Below are 15,565 nucleotides of genomic sequence, written 5' to 3' on the forward strand. Positions count from 1 at the left end.
ATGTATGCGGCACGCACATCTATTTGCGTTGCGCAGAGCGCCGAATACGCTAGCGTGCAGGCATGAAACGCGAACCCCTCTCCGGCCCGCTTCTCGGGATTCTATGCAAGCTCGGCGCGGTGATGGGCTTCATCACCATGTCGATCATCCTGAAAATCACGGCGCCGCTCGTGCCCACGGGCGAGCAGGTGTTCTTCCGGTCGCTTTTTGCGATTCCTGTCACGCTCACTTGGCTTGCGATGCGGGGGGATTTGCGCACGGGGCTGCGCGTTGCATCCCCGATGGGGCATATTTGGCGCGGTATTGCGGGGACGACCGCGATGGGCATGGGCTTTGCCGCGCTTGGTATTTTACCGCTCCCCGAGGCGACCGCGATCAGCTTTGCAACGCCACTTTTGATGGTTGTTTTTGCGGCGATGTTCTTAGGCGAGGAGGTCCGCGCATTCCGGTTTTCCGCAGTCGTGATCGGATTGATCGGGGTTTTGATTATCCTGTCGCCCCGTCTCAATGGGCTCGGTGATGCGCGGCAGACCTTGGGAGCGAGCCTCGCACTTACCGGTGCTGTCTTTGCGGCCCTTGCGCAGATCTTCATTCGCAAGTTGACGGCGACTGAGACCACCTCAGCGATCGTTTTCTGGTTCTCGTTTACTGCCGCAATCCTGTCGCTTGTTACGGCGCCTTTTGGATGGGTAATGCCCTCTGCTGGTACGGCGGCGCTCTTGATCTGCGCGGGGATCATTGGCGGTATTTCGCAAATTCTCCTCACATCCGCCTTCCGGTTCGCGGATGCCTCCATCATCGCGCCCTTCGAATACTCTGCAATGTTGATGGCGCTACTGGTCGGTTACGTCATGTTCGACGAGACGCCCACGCCTGTCATGTTGTCGGGGGCGGCGTTGGTTATGGTTGCTGGCGGTATCATCATCTGGCGCGAGCGGGCGTTGGGGATTGAGCGTGCCAAAACGCGTAAAGCGGGCGCGCCGACGGTTTAGCCGAGGGGCCTGTGCCGCGCTGCGGCGTGATTTTTGAGCTGATTGATGTTATAAACAGGCATTCAGGCGATCACAGGAGGATCAGGATGAGCCGTCATATCATGGATCAAGCACGCCCAGAGCCGAATGCAACTCATGCTGGCGAGCGGCTGCGTTGCTACGTTGAAATCGAACGCCGCTCGGGGATGCACCCCGCGATTCGTGCGTTACATAAACGTCCAGCAACGCGCGGCACTGACCCGCTGAGATTGGAGCAATTCGCGCGGATCGAGCGCGGTCAACTCGTGTAACGCCACGCATATCGCGGCGAAAGTCACATATAAAAAAGGCGCGCCTGATCCGCAGGTGCGCCTTTTAACGTGCTTTTTTGGGTGAATTACGCGCGAACGAGCTTTTCGTAATCCTCGGAGATCTCACGCGTCAATGCGCCAACCTCGAAGGTGAAATCACCGATTTGCCCAACGGGTGTGACCTCTGCTGCGGTGCCGGTGAGCCAGCATTGCTCGAAGCCTGCAAGCTCCATCGGATTGATGCGGCTCTCATGGACGGTGATGCCTTTTTCTTTCAGCATCCCGATTACCGTCTGGCGTGTGATGCCGTTCAAGAAGCAATCGGCCAACGGCGTATGAACTTCGCCGTCCTTCACGAAGAAGACATTCGCGCCCGTCGCCTCGGCGACATAGCCGCGGTAATCCAGCATCAGCGCGTCTGAGCAGCCTTTTGCCTCTGCGGCATGTTTGGACATGGTGCAGATCATGTAAAGGCCCGCTGCCTTTGCCTCGCAAGGGATCGTCAACGGATCAGGGCGGCGCCATTTCGCGATGTCGAGCTTGGCGCCCTTCATCTTTGCGTCACCGTAGTAGTTGCCCCATTCCCAACCCGCTATCGCAAGCCGGACAGGGTTGTTCTTGGCCGATACGCCCATATCCGAGCCCGCGCCGCGCCATGCAATCGCGCGCACATAGGCATCAGTCCAGCCGTTCGCTTCGAGCATTGCGTATTTTGCAGCTTCGATTTCCTCGACCGAATACGGGATTTCCATGTCCAGAAGGTTCGCGGATTTCCGAAGACGTATAGAGTGCTCTACGCCTTTGAAAATTTTACCATTATAGCAACGCTCGCCTTCGAAAACCGACGAGGCGTAATGCAAGGCATGCGTCAGGATATGGACGTTTGCATCGCGCCATTCGACAAGCTTGCCATCCATCCAGATCTTGCCATCACGATCATCATAAGCACCGGCCATAGCACCCTCCTTGAGTTGACCAATTTTCATAAGTTGCGTGATAATCATTCGTTTCCGACATATTATTGCGCAAATTAGGGGCACGGGTAACATTTGAGACTTGGAAAGTCAACAAGGCTGACGTAAAATCGTCACAACACGGGAGGTCAGTATGGCGGAAACGAGTGCGGGCGTTACGGGCGGCGAGAGTCTTCTGTTCCTGACCGATGAGCAGCTTCGCAAGGGCGTCGAGGCGATGTTTTTTGCCTATCGAGGCTTCACCGAAGATCCTGACCGGATTTTGGAAAAGCACGGCTATGGTCGCGCGCATCACCGCGCGGTGCATTTTATCAATCGCCAGCAGGGCTTGACCGTAACCGCGTTGCTAGAAGTGCTTGGCGTCACAAAACAATCCCTGAACCGTGTTCTACGAACATTGATCGAGGATGGGCTCGTGGAGAGCCGTGTGGGGCGTAAGGATAAGCGCGAGCGCTTGCTATATCTGACTGAAACGGGAGTTTCGTTAGAGCGCGAGCTGTCAGAGGTCCAGCGTGCACGGATGCGGACGGCGTATCGCGCCGCCGGGCCGCAGGCCGTCGCGGGGTTTCGCCAAGTCTTGGAGGCAATGATGGATCCCGACTTGCGCCGTCAGTATCTCAAACGTGAGGACGCAGAATGAACCAGCATGCGCCGCACCTTTTGATTGTGGACGACGACGAACGTATTCGGAGCCTTCTTCATAAGTTTCTGATTAGAAATGGATTTCTTGTCACGTCTGCCCGCGATGCGGCCCATGCGAGACGGCTTCTCGCGGGGCTGGAATTCAGCTTGATCGTGCTGGATGTCATGATGCCGGGGGAAGACGGTTTGACGCTCACGCGTGATCTGCGCGGAAAAATGTCAACGCCGATTTTGCTGCTCACGGCGCGCGGCGAGACGCGCGACCGGATCGAAGGGCTCGAAGCGGGTGCGGATGACTATCTAGCCAAGCCTTTCGAACCGAAAGAGTTATTGCTTCGGATCAATGCGATCTTGCGACGCGTGCCGCAGGCGCAGGTGACGGGCCCAAAAATGCTCACGTTGGGCGCTTTACGATACGAACTGGAGCGCGGTGAGCTTTGGCACGGTGAGGCTCTGGTGCGACTGACGGCGACTGAGGCGCATTTGATGCGCATCTTTGCGGGGAAACCCGGTGAGGTCGTGTCGCGCATGGATCTGATCGAGGAGATGGGGCGCGACAAGAGCCCCGAGGCCCGGGCCGCCGAGTTAAAGGCGGCTGAGTTGAAGGCGGGGGATGCGTCGATCGCGGCCTCCGGACAGGATCGCGCGATTGATGTACAGATCACGCGTTTGCGCCGTAAGATCGAACCAGATCCGCGCGAGCCTCGCTACCTTCAGACGGTGCGCGGCGCGGGCTACATGCTCGTTCCGGAATAACAAGGCACATTAGTCGGCTTTAGAGGGCTGTCCAAAATGCCAGATCCTCTAAAAATCAGGGCAATGCGCGCTTTTGTCCGCTAGACGCAAGCAATTGTGATTGCTACAAGCCGCCCATGTCTGGCTGCGTGCATGCGCGGCCTGCAAGTCGTATGGCCTTTCTCAAGGCCCGGGAAGGGAGAAACACGTGTCCCACGAAGATACCGCAGGCACCCGGAGGGATTTCCTCTACTACGCGACCGCAGGCGCGGGCGCTGTCACTGCCGGCGCTGCCGTTTGGCCGCTGGTCAATCAGATGAACGCTTCCGCTGACGTTAAGGCGTTGTCGTCGATTTTCGTCGACGTGTCGGGCGTAGAGCTGGGCACGCAGCTCACCGTGAAATGGCGCGGTAAGCCGGTGTTCATCCGCCGTCGCACAGCCGATGAAATCGCCGCTGCGCGCGAAGTTGATGTTAACTCGCTGATCGACCCGACAGCCGAGAACGCCAACAAGCCAGGCGCCGATGCGTCGGACGAGAACCGCGCGTTGGATGAGAATGGCGAATGGCTGGTGATGTTGGGTGTTTGCACCCACCTCGGTTGCGTGCCGATCGGTGATGGTGCCGGTGAGTTTGGCGGCTGGTTCTGCCCGTGCCACGGGTCGCACTACGATTCCGCTGGTCGGATCCGTAAGGGCCCTGCACCGCGCAACCTCGACATTCCGATTGCGGCGTTCACCGACGCTACGACCGTCAAGCTGGGCTGAGGGAGATAAAAATGGGTATTCCGCACGACCATTACGAGCCCAAAACGGGCGCCGAAAAATGGCTTCATAAGCGTCTCCCGATCGTGGGTCTTCTATATGACACCCTGATGATCCCGACGCCGAAAAACCTGAACTGGTGGTGGATTTGGGGTATCGTCCTCGCGTTCTGCCTTGCGTTGCAAATCGTGACCGGCATCGTGTTGGTGATGCATTACACGCCGCATGTTGATCTCGCTTTCGCATCCGTCGAACATATCATGCGCGATGTAAATGGCGGGTATTTCCTGCGTTATTTGCATGCAAACGGCGCATCGATGTTCTTCTTTGCCGTTTATCTCCACATCTTCCGGGGTCTCTACTACGGCTCGTATAAAGCACCGCGCGAAGTCACTTGGATCGTCGGCATGATCATCTATCTGATGATGATGGGCACTGCGTTCATGGGCTACGTTCTTCCGTGGGGGCAAATGTCCTTCTGGGGTGCGACCGTGATCACCGGCCTGTTCGGCGCGATTCCGGGCGTTGGCCCAGCAATTCAGGATTGGTTGCTTGGCGGGCCTGCCGTCGATAACGCAACGCTGAACCGCTTCTTCTCGCTGCACTACCTCTTGCCCTTCGTGATTGCCGGTCTCGTGATCGTTCACATCTGGGCGTTCCACACCACGGGCAACAACAACCCGACAGGCGTGGACGTGCGGACGTCGTCGAAAGAGGATGTGAAGAAAGATACACTGCCATTCTGGCCGTATTTCGTGATCAAGGATCTCTTTGCACTCGCCGTGGTCCTGCTGATCTTCTTCGCGGTTGTTGGCTTCATGCCGAACTACCTCGGCCACCCCGATAACTACATCGAGGCAAACCCGCTCGCGACACCTGCGCATATCGTTCCTGAATGGTACTTCCTGCCGTTCTACGCGATCTTGCGTGCGTTCACTGCGGACGTTTGGGCCGTTATCCTGGTCAACAAACTGACCTTCGGGATCGTCGATGCGAAGTTCTTCGGCGTGATCGCGATGTTCGGTGCGATTATCGCAATGGCGTTGGCGCCTTGGCTCGATACCTCGAAAGTCCGTTCGGGCCAATTCCGCCCGATGTTCAAGTGGTGGTTCTGGCTCTTGGCAGTCGATTTCGTGGTTCTGATGTGGGTGGGCGCAATGCCGACCGATGGCATCTATCCATACATCTCGTTGCTCGGCGCTACTTACTGGTTCGCATATTTCTTCGTGATCCTCCCGCTATTGGGTGTGATCGAGAAGCCGCTGCCGGTGCCTGCGACCATCGAAGACGACTTCAATGCCCACTACGGCAAAGCCGAGTAAGGGAAAGGACTGACAAGATGAAGAAACTCATTCTTTCCGCGATCTCGGCCTTGGTAATCGGCACCGGCGCAGCATTTGCTGCCGGCTCCGAAGGCCATGTCGAAGATCACGCCTTCTCGTTTGAAGGTCCCTTCGGCAAGTTCGACCAAGAGCAACTGCGCCGCGGTTTCCAAGTCTATCGCGAAGTTTGCTCCGCGTGCCACGGGATGAAATTCGTTCCTCTGCGCTCGCTTGCAGATGAGGGCGGCCCTGAAATGAACGCGGATTGGGTTCGTGCTTACGCAGCAGAACTCGATTCGGTCATCGACCACGACACGGGCGAGGAGCGCCCGCGTCAGGAGACGGATCACTTCCCGTCCCGTTCGGGCGATGGCATGGGGCCGGATCTTTCGCTGATGGCGAAATCGCGCGCAGGGTTCCACGGGCCTTACGGCACGGGTATCTCGCAGTTGGTAAACGGAATCGGCGGGCCGGAATATATCGTCTCGCTTCTGACCGGTTACACCGGTGAGGAAAAAGAAGAAGCTGGTTCTGTGTTCTACGGCAACCACACTTTCGCTGGCGGCTGGATTCAGATGACTCCACCGCTTTCGGAAGGGTCTGTCGAGTATGAGGATGGCCACGAAGCGACCGTCGAGCATATGGCGGAAGATGTCGCGGCCTTCTTGATGTGGACAGCCGAGCCGAAGATGATGGCGCGTAAACAATGGGGCTTCGTTGCCGTCTTGTTGCTCGCTTTGCTCTCGACGCTGCTTTACCTGACCAACAAGCGGATCTGGGCGCCTTACAAAGATCACCACTGATCTTCGTAATAGGTGAAAAATTTAACGCGCTCCCTTACCGAAGGGGGCGCGTTTTCATTTCGGGCGGGGGCTCGGTGTGATGGCTAAGTTATCTCGCGGTCACCAAGATAGGCGCGCAGGGCAGAGGGCGGATGCGCAAGCAATTCGTGTGTCGGCGCGGCAGGATGGGCGCTCCCGTCAGATACAAAAATCGTCTGGGGGCACAGGCGGCGCGCATCATCGGGATCATGTGACACCATCAAGATTGTTAAGCCTTCCGCCGTCGCAATCTCGTCAACCAAGGCGAGCATCTCATCTTTCAGCGCAGGGCCAAGCGCAGCGAAAGGCTCATCAAGCAAGAGCATCGGCCTCGCCCGCAATAAGGCGCGAGCAAGAGCGACGCGCGATTGCTGCCCGCCTGAAAGCGCATTAGGTGTCCGTTCGCCCAGTCCGGCGAGGCCCGTGCGTGCGAGGCTCTCCTGTACCCGCGCGATGTCATCCGGGGTCAGGCGAAGTTTTGGCGAAATCCCCAACCCTATATTCTGCGCCACGGTGAGATGCGGGAACAGGTTTTGATCTTGGAACAAGATGGAAAGCGGGCGTTCGCCCGCTGGCACAGTGTTAAGATCGCGATCGCCCCACCGAATGCGCCCAGAGGTCGGCTTCAAAAAACCCGCAACGGCGTTCAGCAACGTCGACTTACCGGAGCCCGAAGCGCCGATGATTGCTGTCCGTGAGCCGGTATTGAGCGTAATATCGGCGCGTAACTGAAAGCTACCAGCCTCCACGAGCAAGTTATCGAGTACGAGCATGGCCAATCCGTTCAAATGCGACAAAGAGGGCGAAGGTAAGCCCCATCAATAAACACGCCGCCGCGGCGGCCTGTTCCATGCGGTAGGCCCCCATCAATTGAAACAACGCAAGCGGGAGGGTCTGGGTCCTGCCATCCGAGAATAGGGTGATGACGCCGAGATCCCCCATCGAGAAAGCCGCCGAAAGCCCCGCGCAAAAGCCGAGCGGCTGGCGTAGTCGGGGGAGGGCGACAAGCCGTAGATAGGCCCAACCTTTAATTCCCAATGACATCGCGAGACGGTCGTAGTCGCGGCGGAGGTTGCGCGCCTCAGGGGCCAATATGCGCAGCGCGAACGGGGTGGCCAATGTGGCGTTGGTCAGTAAGGTAACGGGCAATGCGAGGGAGGAGGGGTTAACGTAGGGCCGCGCGATCAAGAAAAGCCCCGTCCCCATAACCAAGGCGGAGGCCGTCATCGGCAATGTGCCTGCTGCGTCGGCCCAAGGGCGCTGCGCGAGCGCCAGTGGCAGGGCGAAGGCGATCGTGAGCATCGCAGAGGCAAGCGCAATCCCCACCGAGATGCCCGTCGCGCGCCAGATCGTCGGGGGGAGCTCAGGAATCGCGAGGAACCCGCGCGCAAAGACCATTGCAAGCGGTGCGATCAAAAACAGACTGGCGGCGAGAATAACCAGCGCGTCATATTTGGACACTGGGAGGCTCGTGTCGGGACGCAGCATACCTCGTGTTCCGCCGCTCTCGCGGGAAAAGCGGAGGGCGACACTCACCGCAATGATACAAATCACTGTCTGCAAGACAGCGAGGGAGGCCGCACGCGCGATGTCGAAATCAAACCGGAAGGCTTGATAGATGGCGAGTTCGATCGTTGTGGCGCGCGGTCCGCCACCCATTGTGAGGGCCACGGCGAAGGAGGTCAGGCAGACGAGAAAGATCGCTAGAAACGCACTGGGCAGAACCCGCTTGAGCATCGGTGTTTCGATATGACGAAACCGGTCCCGCGCATCAAACCCCAAAGAGGCCGCGAGGCGGTGGTGCTCCTGTGGGATTGATGCCCAGCCGTGCAGCAACATGCGGGTCGCTAACGGCAGGTTGAAAAACACATGCGCGAGTATAACGCCGCTGACACCGTAAATATTGACTTCGGGGAGGCCAATCGCGCTGAAGGCAGTATTGATCGGGCCGGTGCGACCAAAAAGAGCGATCAAGCCGAGGGTCGCGACGATCGTAGGTAACAAAAAGGGCGCTCCCAGCAGGGAGATGAGCATCGCGCGGCCGTAAAAACGTCGCCTATGGAGCGCGCGCGCCACCGGAATAGCGCCCAGAATCGATAGCGCGGCGGAGGCGAATGCTTGTAGCACGGTAAAACGCACAGCGCTAAGGTCCGAGGCGCGTAAGGTGCCCAAGCCGCCCGCGAACCAGATCGTCGCGAGCAGCGGGCAGAGGATCAGCGCCGCAATTAGACTGGCAGAAAACGGCGCTGATTTGATCATTTAAATGCGGCCAGCCAGTCGTCGAGGGCAGGCTGGCGAAGGGCTTCAGCTTCGGATTCCGAGTAGGAGAAGGTCTTTGCGGGGCGTGGCAAGGCCGCGAACCCGTCCGGCAGGAAGCCATCCTTGATGATGACCGGATAAGACCAGTTGGCGGTGGAAATTTGCGATTGGAACCCGTCCGACAGGATGTATGTCATGAAGCTCTGCGCAAGGTCGGGTTGATCTGATCCGGCCAATTGCGCAGCAAGTTCGGTATAAAGATAGTGCCCTTCGTCGAAGATCGCGGCGGCCTTCGTATCATCCTCTTCCGCGATGATGTGATAGGCTGGTGAGGTCGTGAAGGACAGCACCATGTCGACCTCCCCTTCGGTGAACAAGCCATAGGCTTCCGACCAGCCCGGGGTGACCGTCAAAACTTTTGGCGCGAGCTTCGCCCACGCTTCGCCCGCTTTGTCGCCGTAAACAGCATTCACCCAAAGCAACAATCCGAGTCCCGAAACCGATGACCGAGGATCTTGGATCGCGATTTTAACATCCGTCTCAAGCAGCGCATCGAAGGAGGACGGGGGCGATGCGAGTTTGGTTTTGTCATAGACAAAGGCGAGTTCCGACCAATCGAAGGGGAGGAAAGTCTCGTCCGCCCAAGCGACAGGCAGCGTGAGGCGTGAGGCATCTTCGCCATGAGGCGCAAAAAGTCCGGTCTCGCGCGCCCGCGCTGTTTGATCCGAATTAAGCCCGATGACGACATCGGCTTCGGTTTTGTCGCCCTCAAGCAGCAAACGCGGTAGAATATCCCCCGCAACGAATTGCAGGTCGCACGCGCAGCTTTCCTCGAAACCGGTTTCGATCATCGGCCCCGGCCCCCATTCGGAGGTGAAATACTCGGGCGCGTAAACGGTGAGGACAGGTTTATCGTCCGCCAGCAAAGGCGTGGCAGCGATCAGTCCTGCAAGCGTAAGGATGGTTCTCATAGGTCTCTCCATAGCTCCGGACGGGGCAAGGCGGGAGGACCCGATACCTTCCCTCCGCCGGTGTTAACCGGTTCAGGTTCGACGGGTTCGCATGCGCATCTCAGCCGTAAGGCACCCCGAGGTTTGCCCGACCATAGGGTGTCACATTGCCCGCGCAAGAGGAAATTCGGGGATTTCGCTTGGAATTACGGGGCGCGGCGGCTAATCGGGGAGGCAAAGGAGACCCGCGATGAGCTTCAACACTTTTGGACATCTGTTCCGCGTCACCACTTGGGGCGAAAGCCACGGCCCAGCATTGGGGGCCACCGTGGATGGCTGCCCGCCCGGCGTTGATCTGACTGAGGAGTTCATTCAGGTCTTTCTCGATCGTCGTCGCCCCGGCCAAAGCAAGGAAACAACGCAGCGCCAAGAGGCCGACCGCGTTAAAATCCTGTCTGGTGTGTTTGAGGGTAAAACGACCGGTACGCCGATCCAATTGATGATCGAGAATACCGATCAGCGCTCCAAGGATTATGGCGCAATCGCGCAACAGTTCCGGCCTGGCCATGCGGATATTACGTATCATCAAAAATATGGCGTTCGCGATTATCGCGGCGGCGGACGGTCCTCCGCGCGCGAAACCGCGGCACGCGTTGCCGCTGGCGGCGTGGCGCAAGCGGTTTTGGCCAAGATGGTGCCAGATTTGCAGATCACCGGCTATATGATCCAGATGGGCGCAAAGCATATCAATCGCGAGCGGTTTGACCGCGATGAAATTCTGCGCAACCCGTTTTTCATTCCCGATGCGGAGGTCGTCGCGGAATGGGCGGATTATTTGCAAGCGATCCGTAAGAATCACTCCTCAGTTGGCGCAATGATCGAGGTGACTGCGGTCGGTGTGCCAGCGGGGCTGGGTGCGCCTATCTACGCCAAAATGGATACAGATCTTGCGGCCGCGATGATGTCGATCAATGCGGTCAAAGGCGTCGAGATCGGTGAAGGAATGGCGGCGGCGGCGCTGACCGGTGTTGAGAACGCCGACGAGATCGTCATGGGGCCGGATGGGCCTGAGTTCCTATCAAACCACGCGGGCGGAATCTTGGGCGGGATTACCACTGGCCAGCCGATCGCGTTGCGTTTTTCCGTCAAGCCGACCTCGTCGATTTTGACCCCAAGGCGCTCGATCAATGCTGCGGGTGAAGAGGTCGAGGTGGTCACCAAAGGCCGTCATGATCCTTGTGTCGGGATTCGCGCTGTCCCCGTGGCGGAGGCGATGATGGCTTGCGTGATCTTGGATCACCTGCTGCTTGACCGGGGCCAAACGGGCGGCGAACGGGGGCAGATCGGGTAGTTCCTGATCGCTGTCTTAAGCTTACAATAAAGGCTCCGGCGGATAAGCGCCGGAGCCTCTTTCGTTAAAATACCACGACCGAGCGAATGCTTTCGCCCGTGTGGATCATGTCAAAGGCCTTGTTGATATCTTCCAGAGGCAAGACATGCGTGATCATCGGGTCGATCTCGATTTTGCCATCCATATACCAATCCACGATCTGCGGAACATCGGTGCGACCGCGCGCGCCGCCAAATGCCGTGCCTTTCCAGACGCGCCCCGTCACGAGTTGGAACGGTCGTGTTTCGATCACGGCTCCCGCTGGCGCAACGCCGATGATGATCGACTGGCCCCAGCCGCGATGCGTGCATTCGAGCGCATCGCGCATGACTTTCACATTGCCCGTGCAGTCAAACGAATAATCCGCGCCGCCAATCTGATCGAAAGGCGTTTTCGTAAGGTTGACGATATGATCAACAACCGATCCCTCAATCTTGGAAGGGTTGATGAAATGCGTCATGCCGAAATGCTCGGCCATTTCGCGTTTCCCGTCATTCAGATCAACGCCGATAATCATATCCGCGCCCGCGAGCCGCAGCCCTTGCAGAACGTTGAGGCCGATTCCGCCGAGCCCGAACACGACGGCTTTCGCGCCGATCTCGACCTTGGCCGTGTTGATCACTGCGCCGATCCCTGTCGTGACGCCACAGCCGATGTAGCAAATCTTATCGAATGGCGCATCTTCGCGGACTTTCGCGAGGGCAATTTCCGGCACAACAGTATGCTGCGCGAAGGTTGAGCACCCCATGTAGTGATGAATGGGCGTGCCATCGAGCATCGAGAAGCGCGTTGATCCATCCGGCAGGAGCCCTTGACCCTGCGTCGCGCGAATCGACGTACATAGGTTGGTTTTCTGGCTGAGGCATGAAGGGCACTGGCGGCACTCGGGTGTATAAAGTGGGATCACATGATCGCCGGGCTTCAACGTGGTGACGCCCTCGCCGACCTCAATGACAATCCCTGCCCCCTCGTGGCCCAAAATCGCGGGGAAAATTCCTTCGGGATCTGCGCCTGAGAGCGTGAACTCGTCAGTATGGCAGATGCCAGTCGCTTTAATCTCTACGAGAACTTCTCCGGCCTTTGGGCCTTCCAAATTCACATCCATCACGACCAGTGGTTTACCGGCTTCAATGGCGACAGCGGCACGGGTTCTCATATTGCGCTCCTCAATGTATAGATGTCGCGGAGACTTGCTTACCAAAGCGCGCAACGCAACCGTGAGGTATATGAAATGAACAAATATTTGATATTCGCGGGGATTTCCCTGCTTGCAGCCTGTCAACCCGCGGAGCCTGAAGTTGCTGTCGTGACGCCGACCGTTCTAAGCCCTGCGGATACCGTTTTCGAGGAACGTGAACCGGATTTGTGCAAGGCAATCAATTACGTACCGTATTTGAGCCAGCCGGGGTCTGTTGTGGCGTCTCTCGGGATTGAAGGGCCTTATCGTGTCGTTGCATGGCGCGGCATTGAGGCGCAGGAATATAATCCGCAACGTGTGACATTCCGTCTCGACGCGGCAGGAAACATCTACAACATCGACTGTGGCTAAAGGGCGCATCCCCCCGCTGGGGGCGCATCTTCGGCGAATTTAACAAACCCCGCTCTCGAATGAGGGCGGGGTTTTTATTCAGGTGCTCTCGACGGTGCAGTCGAGGTGGGGGCTGTTACGGTGCACCGTCGAGGGCCTTCGCGCTTGGCGCTATACATCTCTTCGCATTCAGGTAAGGCGATTGCATGGAGGTGGGGTGGAGAACCTGTGATGAAATTGCGGTAGGATTGCGGCTTTGGCGCCGCAAGGCATGCTTCGCTTCGAACCCGTTGATTTGTATCCAAACCAGTGGCAGTCTGATCTCATGACGGCTCAACCACCGATCCCCTTTCCTAACAGCCCCCCTGACGCGCCGCAGGTCACGTTCGATCGCAAAGAACTGATGCTCATCATGGGGCTATACGGTCGGATGGTTGCGGCGGGGGAATGGCGTGATTACGGGTTGAGCTTTCTGTCGGAGGTTGCAGTATTCGCGGCGTTCCGGCGGGCGGCGGAGAACCCGCTTTACCGTATCGAGAAACGCCCCAAATTGCGAATGCGGCAGGGGCTTTATGCCGTGATCGGGCCCGAGGGTCAGATTTTGCGGCGGGGCCACGACTTACCGCAGGTTCTGCGCGTGCTTGAACGAAAGCTGATCCGTCCGATCGACTGACTTTGCGGTCTCGGTGCCGCGATCACGGGCGATGGATGCCAAGCGGGGGCCCGTCACCATGCGCTTCGATCCGTGCGATTGCGCCCTCAAGCGGCTCAAACATCACTGTCATATATCCGGCATTGGCGTGTAAAATCCGTTTGTCGTCCACGACCCATGCCACATGCCCGCGCCAGAATATTAAATCCCCGCGCTGATGCTTACCTGTCATCGGCGCGAAGGCCTGACGCTGCAAATCACTGTCCGCGGGGCAGGCGCGCCCGGCCGCGTGCATGGCAATTTGCACCAGACCCGAGCAATCAATACCAGACCGCGAATTGCCTCCCCAAAGATAGGGCGTTCCGATCAAACTCTCTGCGACGGCCACGGGATCTTGCGCTGCGGTCTCGCTGAGGTGCTGCGTCGGGATCCAACCATCCTCAACCTTTGCAAACGCGCCTTGGATATCCGTCACGCGCACACGGCTGCCGAGGGAGAGACTTTCGCGATCACCCGATTTGAAGCTTGCTTCGGTGTAAATATGCGTTGCGGGCGCGCTGACGCGGTGAGTTGTGGGGGTGGGCGACGAGAGGGCAGATGTCCTGACCCAGCCGCAATACCCATCGGCCTGCGCTTGCACAAAGCTGTCATCATCGCGGCGATCAATCACTGTAACCAGCGCGCCGCGCAGCAGTTGCCGCTCACGCTTTGCCGCACCATCAATGCTAGACATCAAGTTAACGACGGGCAGGCAAATTTGCGCGGCTTCGCCATCCGTGAAATGCGGCGCATCGAGTACGCCCTTTAGCGTGTTTAACGCGACTCGGCCGGAGTAAGGCGTGAGGCGACGATCTAGGCGAGTTTCGTTCATTTGTGACCTCATTCCATATCGGGCAATATGGTAGGCAATGCTGCGAGGATCGCGCGCGCGCCTTGCCCTACGCCGCCTTTCTGGCGGGCGGGCGCGGCGCTGGGCTGCCATCCGTAGATGTCGAAATGCGCGAATTTCTCGGTGTCGGTGACGAAACGGCGTAAGAACAACGCCGCAGTGATCGATCCTGCCATGCCGCCTGCGGGGGCGTTATCAAGATCCGCGATGCCCGGCTCGATCATCGTCTCATAAGGCTCCCAAAGCGGCATGCGCCAAAGTGGGTCACGCGCTTCAGACGCCCCTCGTGCCAAGGCGACCGCAATATGATCGCTGTCGGTATAGAAGGGCGGAATATCTGGCCCCAGCGCGACCCTTGCGGCTCCCGTCAAGGTCGCCATGCAAAGCATCAGGTCAGGTGTTTCCTCAGCCGCATATGTTAGCGCATCAGCGAGCACGAGCCGACCTTCCGCATCGGTATTGTTCACCTCAACGGTCAAGCCTTTGCGAGATGTCAGGATGTCTTGCGGACGGAAGGCGTCGCCGGAAATCGCGTTCTCGACCGCCGGGATCAGCACGCGCAGCTTGAGCTTCAGGCCCAATGCCATGATCGTCGAGGCAAGCCCTAGAACCGTCGCGGCGCCGCCCATATCCTTTTTCATAAGGCCCATCGAGGCGCCGGGCTTGATGTTCAGCCCGCCCGTGTCAAAACAAACGCCCTTCCCAATGAGGGTCAGTTTCGGCCCAGAGTCGCCCCAGCGCAAATCCAGCAAGCGCGGCGTACGCGGGGAGGCGCGCCCGACCGCATGGATCATCGGGAAGTTCTGCGTCAGCAGATCATCGCCGCGAATGACCTTCAACCGCGCGCCGAATCGTTCTGCAACGGCGGCGGCAGCAGATTCCAACTCTTGCGGGCCCATGTCAGACGCAGGCGTATTGATCAGATCGCGTGTGAGGGCCTCGCCCTCGGCCAAAGCGCGCACACGCTCGGGGTCGACGCCTTCAGGGCAAACCAGCCGCGCTTTTTGCGGCGTGGCGCTTTTGTATCGATCAAAACGATACCCCGCGAGAAGCCACGCGAGCGCATCTTCCTCCGTGCCCTCCGAGAGGCACCAATCCCCCTCGGGGAGAGCCGCCGCCGCCCGAGCGAGGCTCAGACGCGCCGGATCGCGCCCGAACAATGCCCCCGCAGGTTTGCCATCTTCGCCGGGGATCACGCAAAGCTGCCCAGCGGCGCCGGTGAAACCCTGCGCGGTTACCCAAGCATCCTGCGCAGGTGACAATGCAGGCCGCATCCCGTCCGTGCAAATATGCAGCGTTAACGGCGCCGTGGAGGTTTCGGTGGGCGCGAGGTTGGCAAAATCGGGGATCATACTGGG

The 15,565-nt window shown here is 58.6% G+C and carries 17 protein-coding genes and 1 riboswitch; of the genes, 10 read left to right on the forward strand and 7 right to left on the reverse strand.

Annotated elements, in window-relative coordinates:
- The first annotated feature begins 62 nt into the window (after nucleotides 1-62).
- Complete coding sequence (locus tag SJY32_RS13395) at nucleotides 63-992, forward strand: DMT family transporter (RefSeq protein ID WP_376876270.1); 930 nt, start codon at nucleotides 63-65, stop codon at nucleotides 990-992.
- Between the two features lie 86 nt (nucleotides 993-1,078).
- A complete protein-coding gene (locus SJY32_RS13400) occupies nucleotides 1,079-1,282 on the forward strand; it encodes a hypothetical protein (protein WP_376876273.1) in 204 nt (67 codons plus the stop codon).
- Nucleotides 1,283-1,368: 86 nt separating this feature from the next.
- On the opposite strand, the gene SJY32_RS13405 is transcribed toward SJY32_RS13400, so the two are convergent.
- Nucleotides 1,369-2,238: a branched-chain amino acid aminotransferase gene (locus tag SJY32_RS13405; protein ID WP_376876276.1), complete on the reverse strand. Its 870-nt coding sequence runs from the start codon at nucleotides 2,236-2,238 to the stop codon at nucleotides 1,369-1,371.
- 151 nt (nucleotides 2,239-2,389) lie between these two features.
- On the opposite strand from SJY32_RS13405, the gene SJY32_RS13410 reads away from it, so the two are divergent.
- From SJY32_RS13410 to SJY32_RS13430, 5 genes are all read left to right on the forward strand, one after another.
- Entirely contained in the window at nucleotides 2,390-2,896 is a 507-nt protein-coding gene (locus SJY32_RS13410) for a MarR family winged helix-turn-helix transcriptional regulator (RefSeq protein WP_376876279.1), read from the forward strand.
- A complete protein-coding gene (locus tag SJY32_RS13415) occupies nucleotides 2,893-3,654 on the forward strand; it encodes a response regulator (protein WP_376876282.1) in 762 nt (253 codons plus the stop codon). The genes SJY32_RS13410 and SJY32_RS13415 overlap by 4 nt, the downstream gene beginning before the upstream one ends.
- A 187-nt stretch (nucleotides 3,655-3,841) precedes the next feature.
- Nucleotides 3,842-4,399 carry a ubiquinol-cytochrome c reductase iron-sulfur subunit gene (petA, locus tag SJY32_RS13420; protein WP_376876285.1) on the forward strand — a complete coding sequence of 186 codons (558 nt, stop codon included), beginning with the start codon at nucleotides 3,842-3,844 and terminating at the stop codon, nucleotides 4,397-4,399.
- Between the two features lie 11 nt (nucleotides 4,400-4,410).
- Nucleotides 4,411-5,718: a cytochrome b gene (petB, locus tag SJY32_RS13425; RefSeq protein ID WP_376876288.1), complete on the forward strand. Its 1,308-nt coding sequence runs from the start codon at nucleotides 4,411-4,413 to the stop codon at nucleotides 5,716-5,718.
- Nucleotides 5,719-5,735: 17 nt separating this feature from the next.
- On the forward strand, nucleotides 5,736-6,521 hold the full coding sequence (locus SJY32_RS13430; protein WP_376876291.1) for a cytochrome c1: 786 nt from the start codon (nucleotides 5,736-5,738) through the stop codon (nucleotides 6,519-6,521).
- Nucleotides 6,522-6,604: 83 nt separating this feature from the next.
- Here the strand turns inward: SJY32_RS13430 and SJY32_RS13435 are convergent, their stop codons facing one another.
- The 3 genes from SJY32_RS13435 to thiB are packed head-to-tail and all read right to left on the reverse strand — an operon-like array spanning nucleotide 6,605 to nucleotide 9,769.
- The gene (locus SJY32_RS13435; protein WP_376876294.1) at nucleotides 6,605-7,312 is read right to left on the reverse strand and encodes an ATP-binding cassette domain-containing protein; all 708 of its coding nucleotides are present in this window, start codon (nucleotides 7,310-7,312) and stop codon (nucleotides 6,605-6,607) included.
- Entirely contained in the window at nucleotides 7,296-8,798 is a 1,503-nt protein-coding gene (locus SJY32_RS13440) for a thiamine/thiamine pyrophosphate ABC transporter permease ThiP (protein ID WP_376876297.1), read from the reverse strand. The genes SJY32_RS13435 and SJY32_RS13440 overlap by 17 nt, the downstream gene beginning before the upstream one ends.
- A complete protein-coding gene (thiB, locus tag SJY32_RS13445; protein ID WP_376876300.1) occupies nucleotides 8,795-9,769 on the reverse strand; it encodes a thiamine ABC transporter substrate binding subunit in 975 nt (324 codons plus the stop codon). The genes SJY32_RS13440 and thiB overlap by 4 nt, the downstream gene beginning before the upstream one ends.
- A gap of 32 nt (nucleotides 9,770-9,801) precedes the next feature.
- Nucleotides 9,802-9,898, reverse strand: a riboswitch (TPP riboswitch).
- Nucleotides 9,899-9,998: 100 nt separating this feature from the next.
- Between thiB and aroC the strand changes: the two genes are divergently transcribed.
- Nucleotides 9,999-11,099, forward strand: coding sequence for a chorismate synthase (gene aroC / locus SJY32_RS13450; RefSeq protein WP_376876303.1), 1,101 nt, complete (start codon nucleotides 9,999-10,001; stop codon nucleotides 11,097-11,099).
- Between the two features lie 64 nt (nucleotides 11,100-11,163).
- Here the strand turns inward: aroC and SJY32_RS13455 are convergent, their stop codons facing one another.
- Nucleotides 11,164-12,294, reverse strand: coding sequence for an S-(hydroxymethyl)glutathione dehydrogenase/class III alcohol dehydrogenase (locus SJY32_RS13455; RefSeq protein ID WP_376876306.1), 1,131 nt, complete (start codon nucleotides 12,292-12,294; stop codon nucleotides 11,164-11,166).
- A 75-nt stretch (nucleotides 12,295-12,369) separates the two neighbouring features.
- On the opposite strand from SJY32_RS13455, the gene SJY32_RS13460 reads away from it, so the two are divergent.
- Together SJY32_RS13460 and SJY32_RS13465 are read left to right on the forward strand one after the other, a co-directional pair.
- Nucleotides 12,370-12,687, forward strand: coding sequence for a hypothetical protein (locus SJY32_RS13460; RefSeq protein WP_376876309.1), 318 nt, complete (start codon nucleotides 12,370-12,372; stop codon nucleotides 12,685-12,687).
- Nucleotides 12,688-12,991: 304 nt separating this feature from the next.
- Complete coding sequence (locus SJY32_RS13465; RefSeq protein ID WP_376876312.1) at nucleotides 12,992-13,339, forward strand: DUF2794 domain-containing protein; 348 nt, start codon at nucleotides 12,992-12,994, stop codon at nucleotides 13,337-13,339.
- 22 nt (nucleotides 13,340-13,361) lie between these two features.
- On the opposite strand, the gene SJY32_RS13470 is transcribed toward SJY32_RS13465, so the two are convergent.
- Entirely contained in the window at nucleotides 13,362-14,189 is an 828-nt protein-coding gene (locus SJY32_RS13470; RefSeq protein WP_376876315.1) for a C40 family peptidase, read from the reverse strand.
- Nucleotides 14,190-14,197: 8 nt separating this feature from the next.
- Entirely contained in the window at nucleotides 14,198-15,559 is a 1,362-nt protein-coding gene (locus SJY32_RS13475; RefSeq protein ID WP_376876318.1) for a leucyl aminopeptidase family protein, read from the reverse strand.
- Nucleotides 15,560-15,565: the final 6 nt, after the last annotated feature.

Origin of the sequence: Albirhodobacter sp. R86504, from assembly GCF_042466415.1 — a bacterium.
In the GTDB taxonomy this organism is placed as follows: Bacteria; Pseudomonadota; Alphaproteobacteria; order Rhodobacterales; family Rhodobacteraceae; genus Albirhodobacter.

What these genes read in the sequence shown, in the direction of transcription:
- SJY32_RS13395 (WP_376876270.1), top strand. Translation starts at nt 63, where the DNA reads ATGAAACGCGAACCCCTCTCCGGCCCGCTTCTCGGGATTCTATGCAAG.
- SJY32_RS13400 (WP_376876273.1), top strand. Translation starts at nt 1,079, where the DNA reads ATGAGCCGTCATATCATGGATCAAGCACGCCCAGAGCCGAATGCAACT.
- SJY32_RS13405 (WP_376876276.1), bottom strand. Translation starts at nt 2,238, where the DNA reads ATGGCCGGTGCTTATGATGATCGTGATGGCAAGATCTGGATGGATGGC.
- SJY32_RS13410 (WP_376876279.1), top strand. Translation starts at nt 2,390, where the DNA reads ATGGCGGAAACGAGTGCGGGCGTTACGGGCGGCGAGAGTCTTCTGTTC.
- SJY32_RS13415 (WP_376876282.1), top strand. Translation starts at nt 2,893, where the DNA reads ATGAACCAGCATGCGCCGCACCTTTTGATTGTGGACGACGACGAACGT.
- petB (WP_376876288.1), top strand. Translation starts at nt 4,411, where the DNA reads ATGGGTATTCCGCACGACCATTACGAGCCCAAAACGGGCGCCGAAAAA.
- SJY32_RS13430 (WP_376876291.1), top strand. Translation starts at nt 5,736, where the DNA reads ATGAAGAAACTCATTCTTTCCGCGATCTCGGCCTTGGTAATCGGCACC.
- SJY32_RS13435 (WP_376876294.1), bottom strand. Translation starts at nt 7,312, where the DNA reads ATGCTCGTACTCGATAACTTGCTCGTGGAGGCTGGTAGCTTTCAGTTA.
- SJY32_RS13440 (WP_376876297.1), bottom strand. Translation starts at nt 8,798, where the DNA reads ATGATCAAATCAGCGCCGTTTTCTGCCAGTCTAATTGCGGCGCTGATC.
- thiB (WP_376876300.1), bottom strand. Translation starts at nt 9,769, where the DNA reads ATGAGAACCATCCTTACGCTTGCAGGACTGATCGCTGCCACGCCTTTG.
- aroC (WP_376876303.1), top strand. Translation starts at nt 9,999, where the DNA reads ATGAGCTTCAACACTTTTGGACATCTGTTCCGCGTCACCACTTGGGGC.
- SJY32_RS13455 (WP_376876306.1), bottom strand. Translation starts at nt 12,294, where the DNA reads ATGAGAACCCGTGCCGCTGTCGCCATTGAAGCCGGTAAACCACTGGTC.
- SJY32_RS13460 (WP_376876309.1), top strand. Translation starts at nt 12,370, where the DNA reads ATGAACAAATATTTGATATTCGCGGGGATTTCCCTGCTTGCAGCCTGT.
- SJY32_RS13465 (WP_376876312.1), top strand. Translation starts at nt 12,992, where the DNA reads ATGACGGCTCAACCACCGATCCCCTTTCCTAACAGCCCCCCTGACGCG.
- SJY32_RS13470 (WP_376876315.1), bottom strand. Translation starts at nt 14,189, where the DNA reads ATGAACGAAACTCGCCTAGATCGTCGCCTCACGCCTTACTCCGGCCGA.
- SJY32_RS13475 (WP_376876318.1), bottom strand. Translation starts at nt 15,559, where the DNA reads ATGATCCCCGATTTTGCCAACCTCGCGCCCACCGAAACCTCCACGGCG.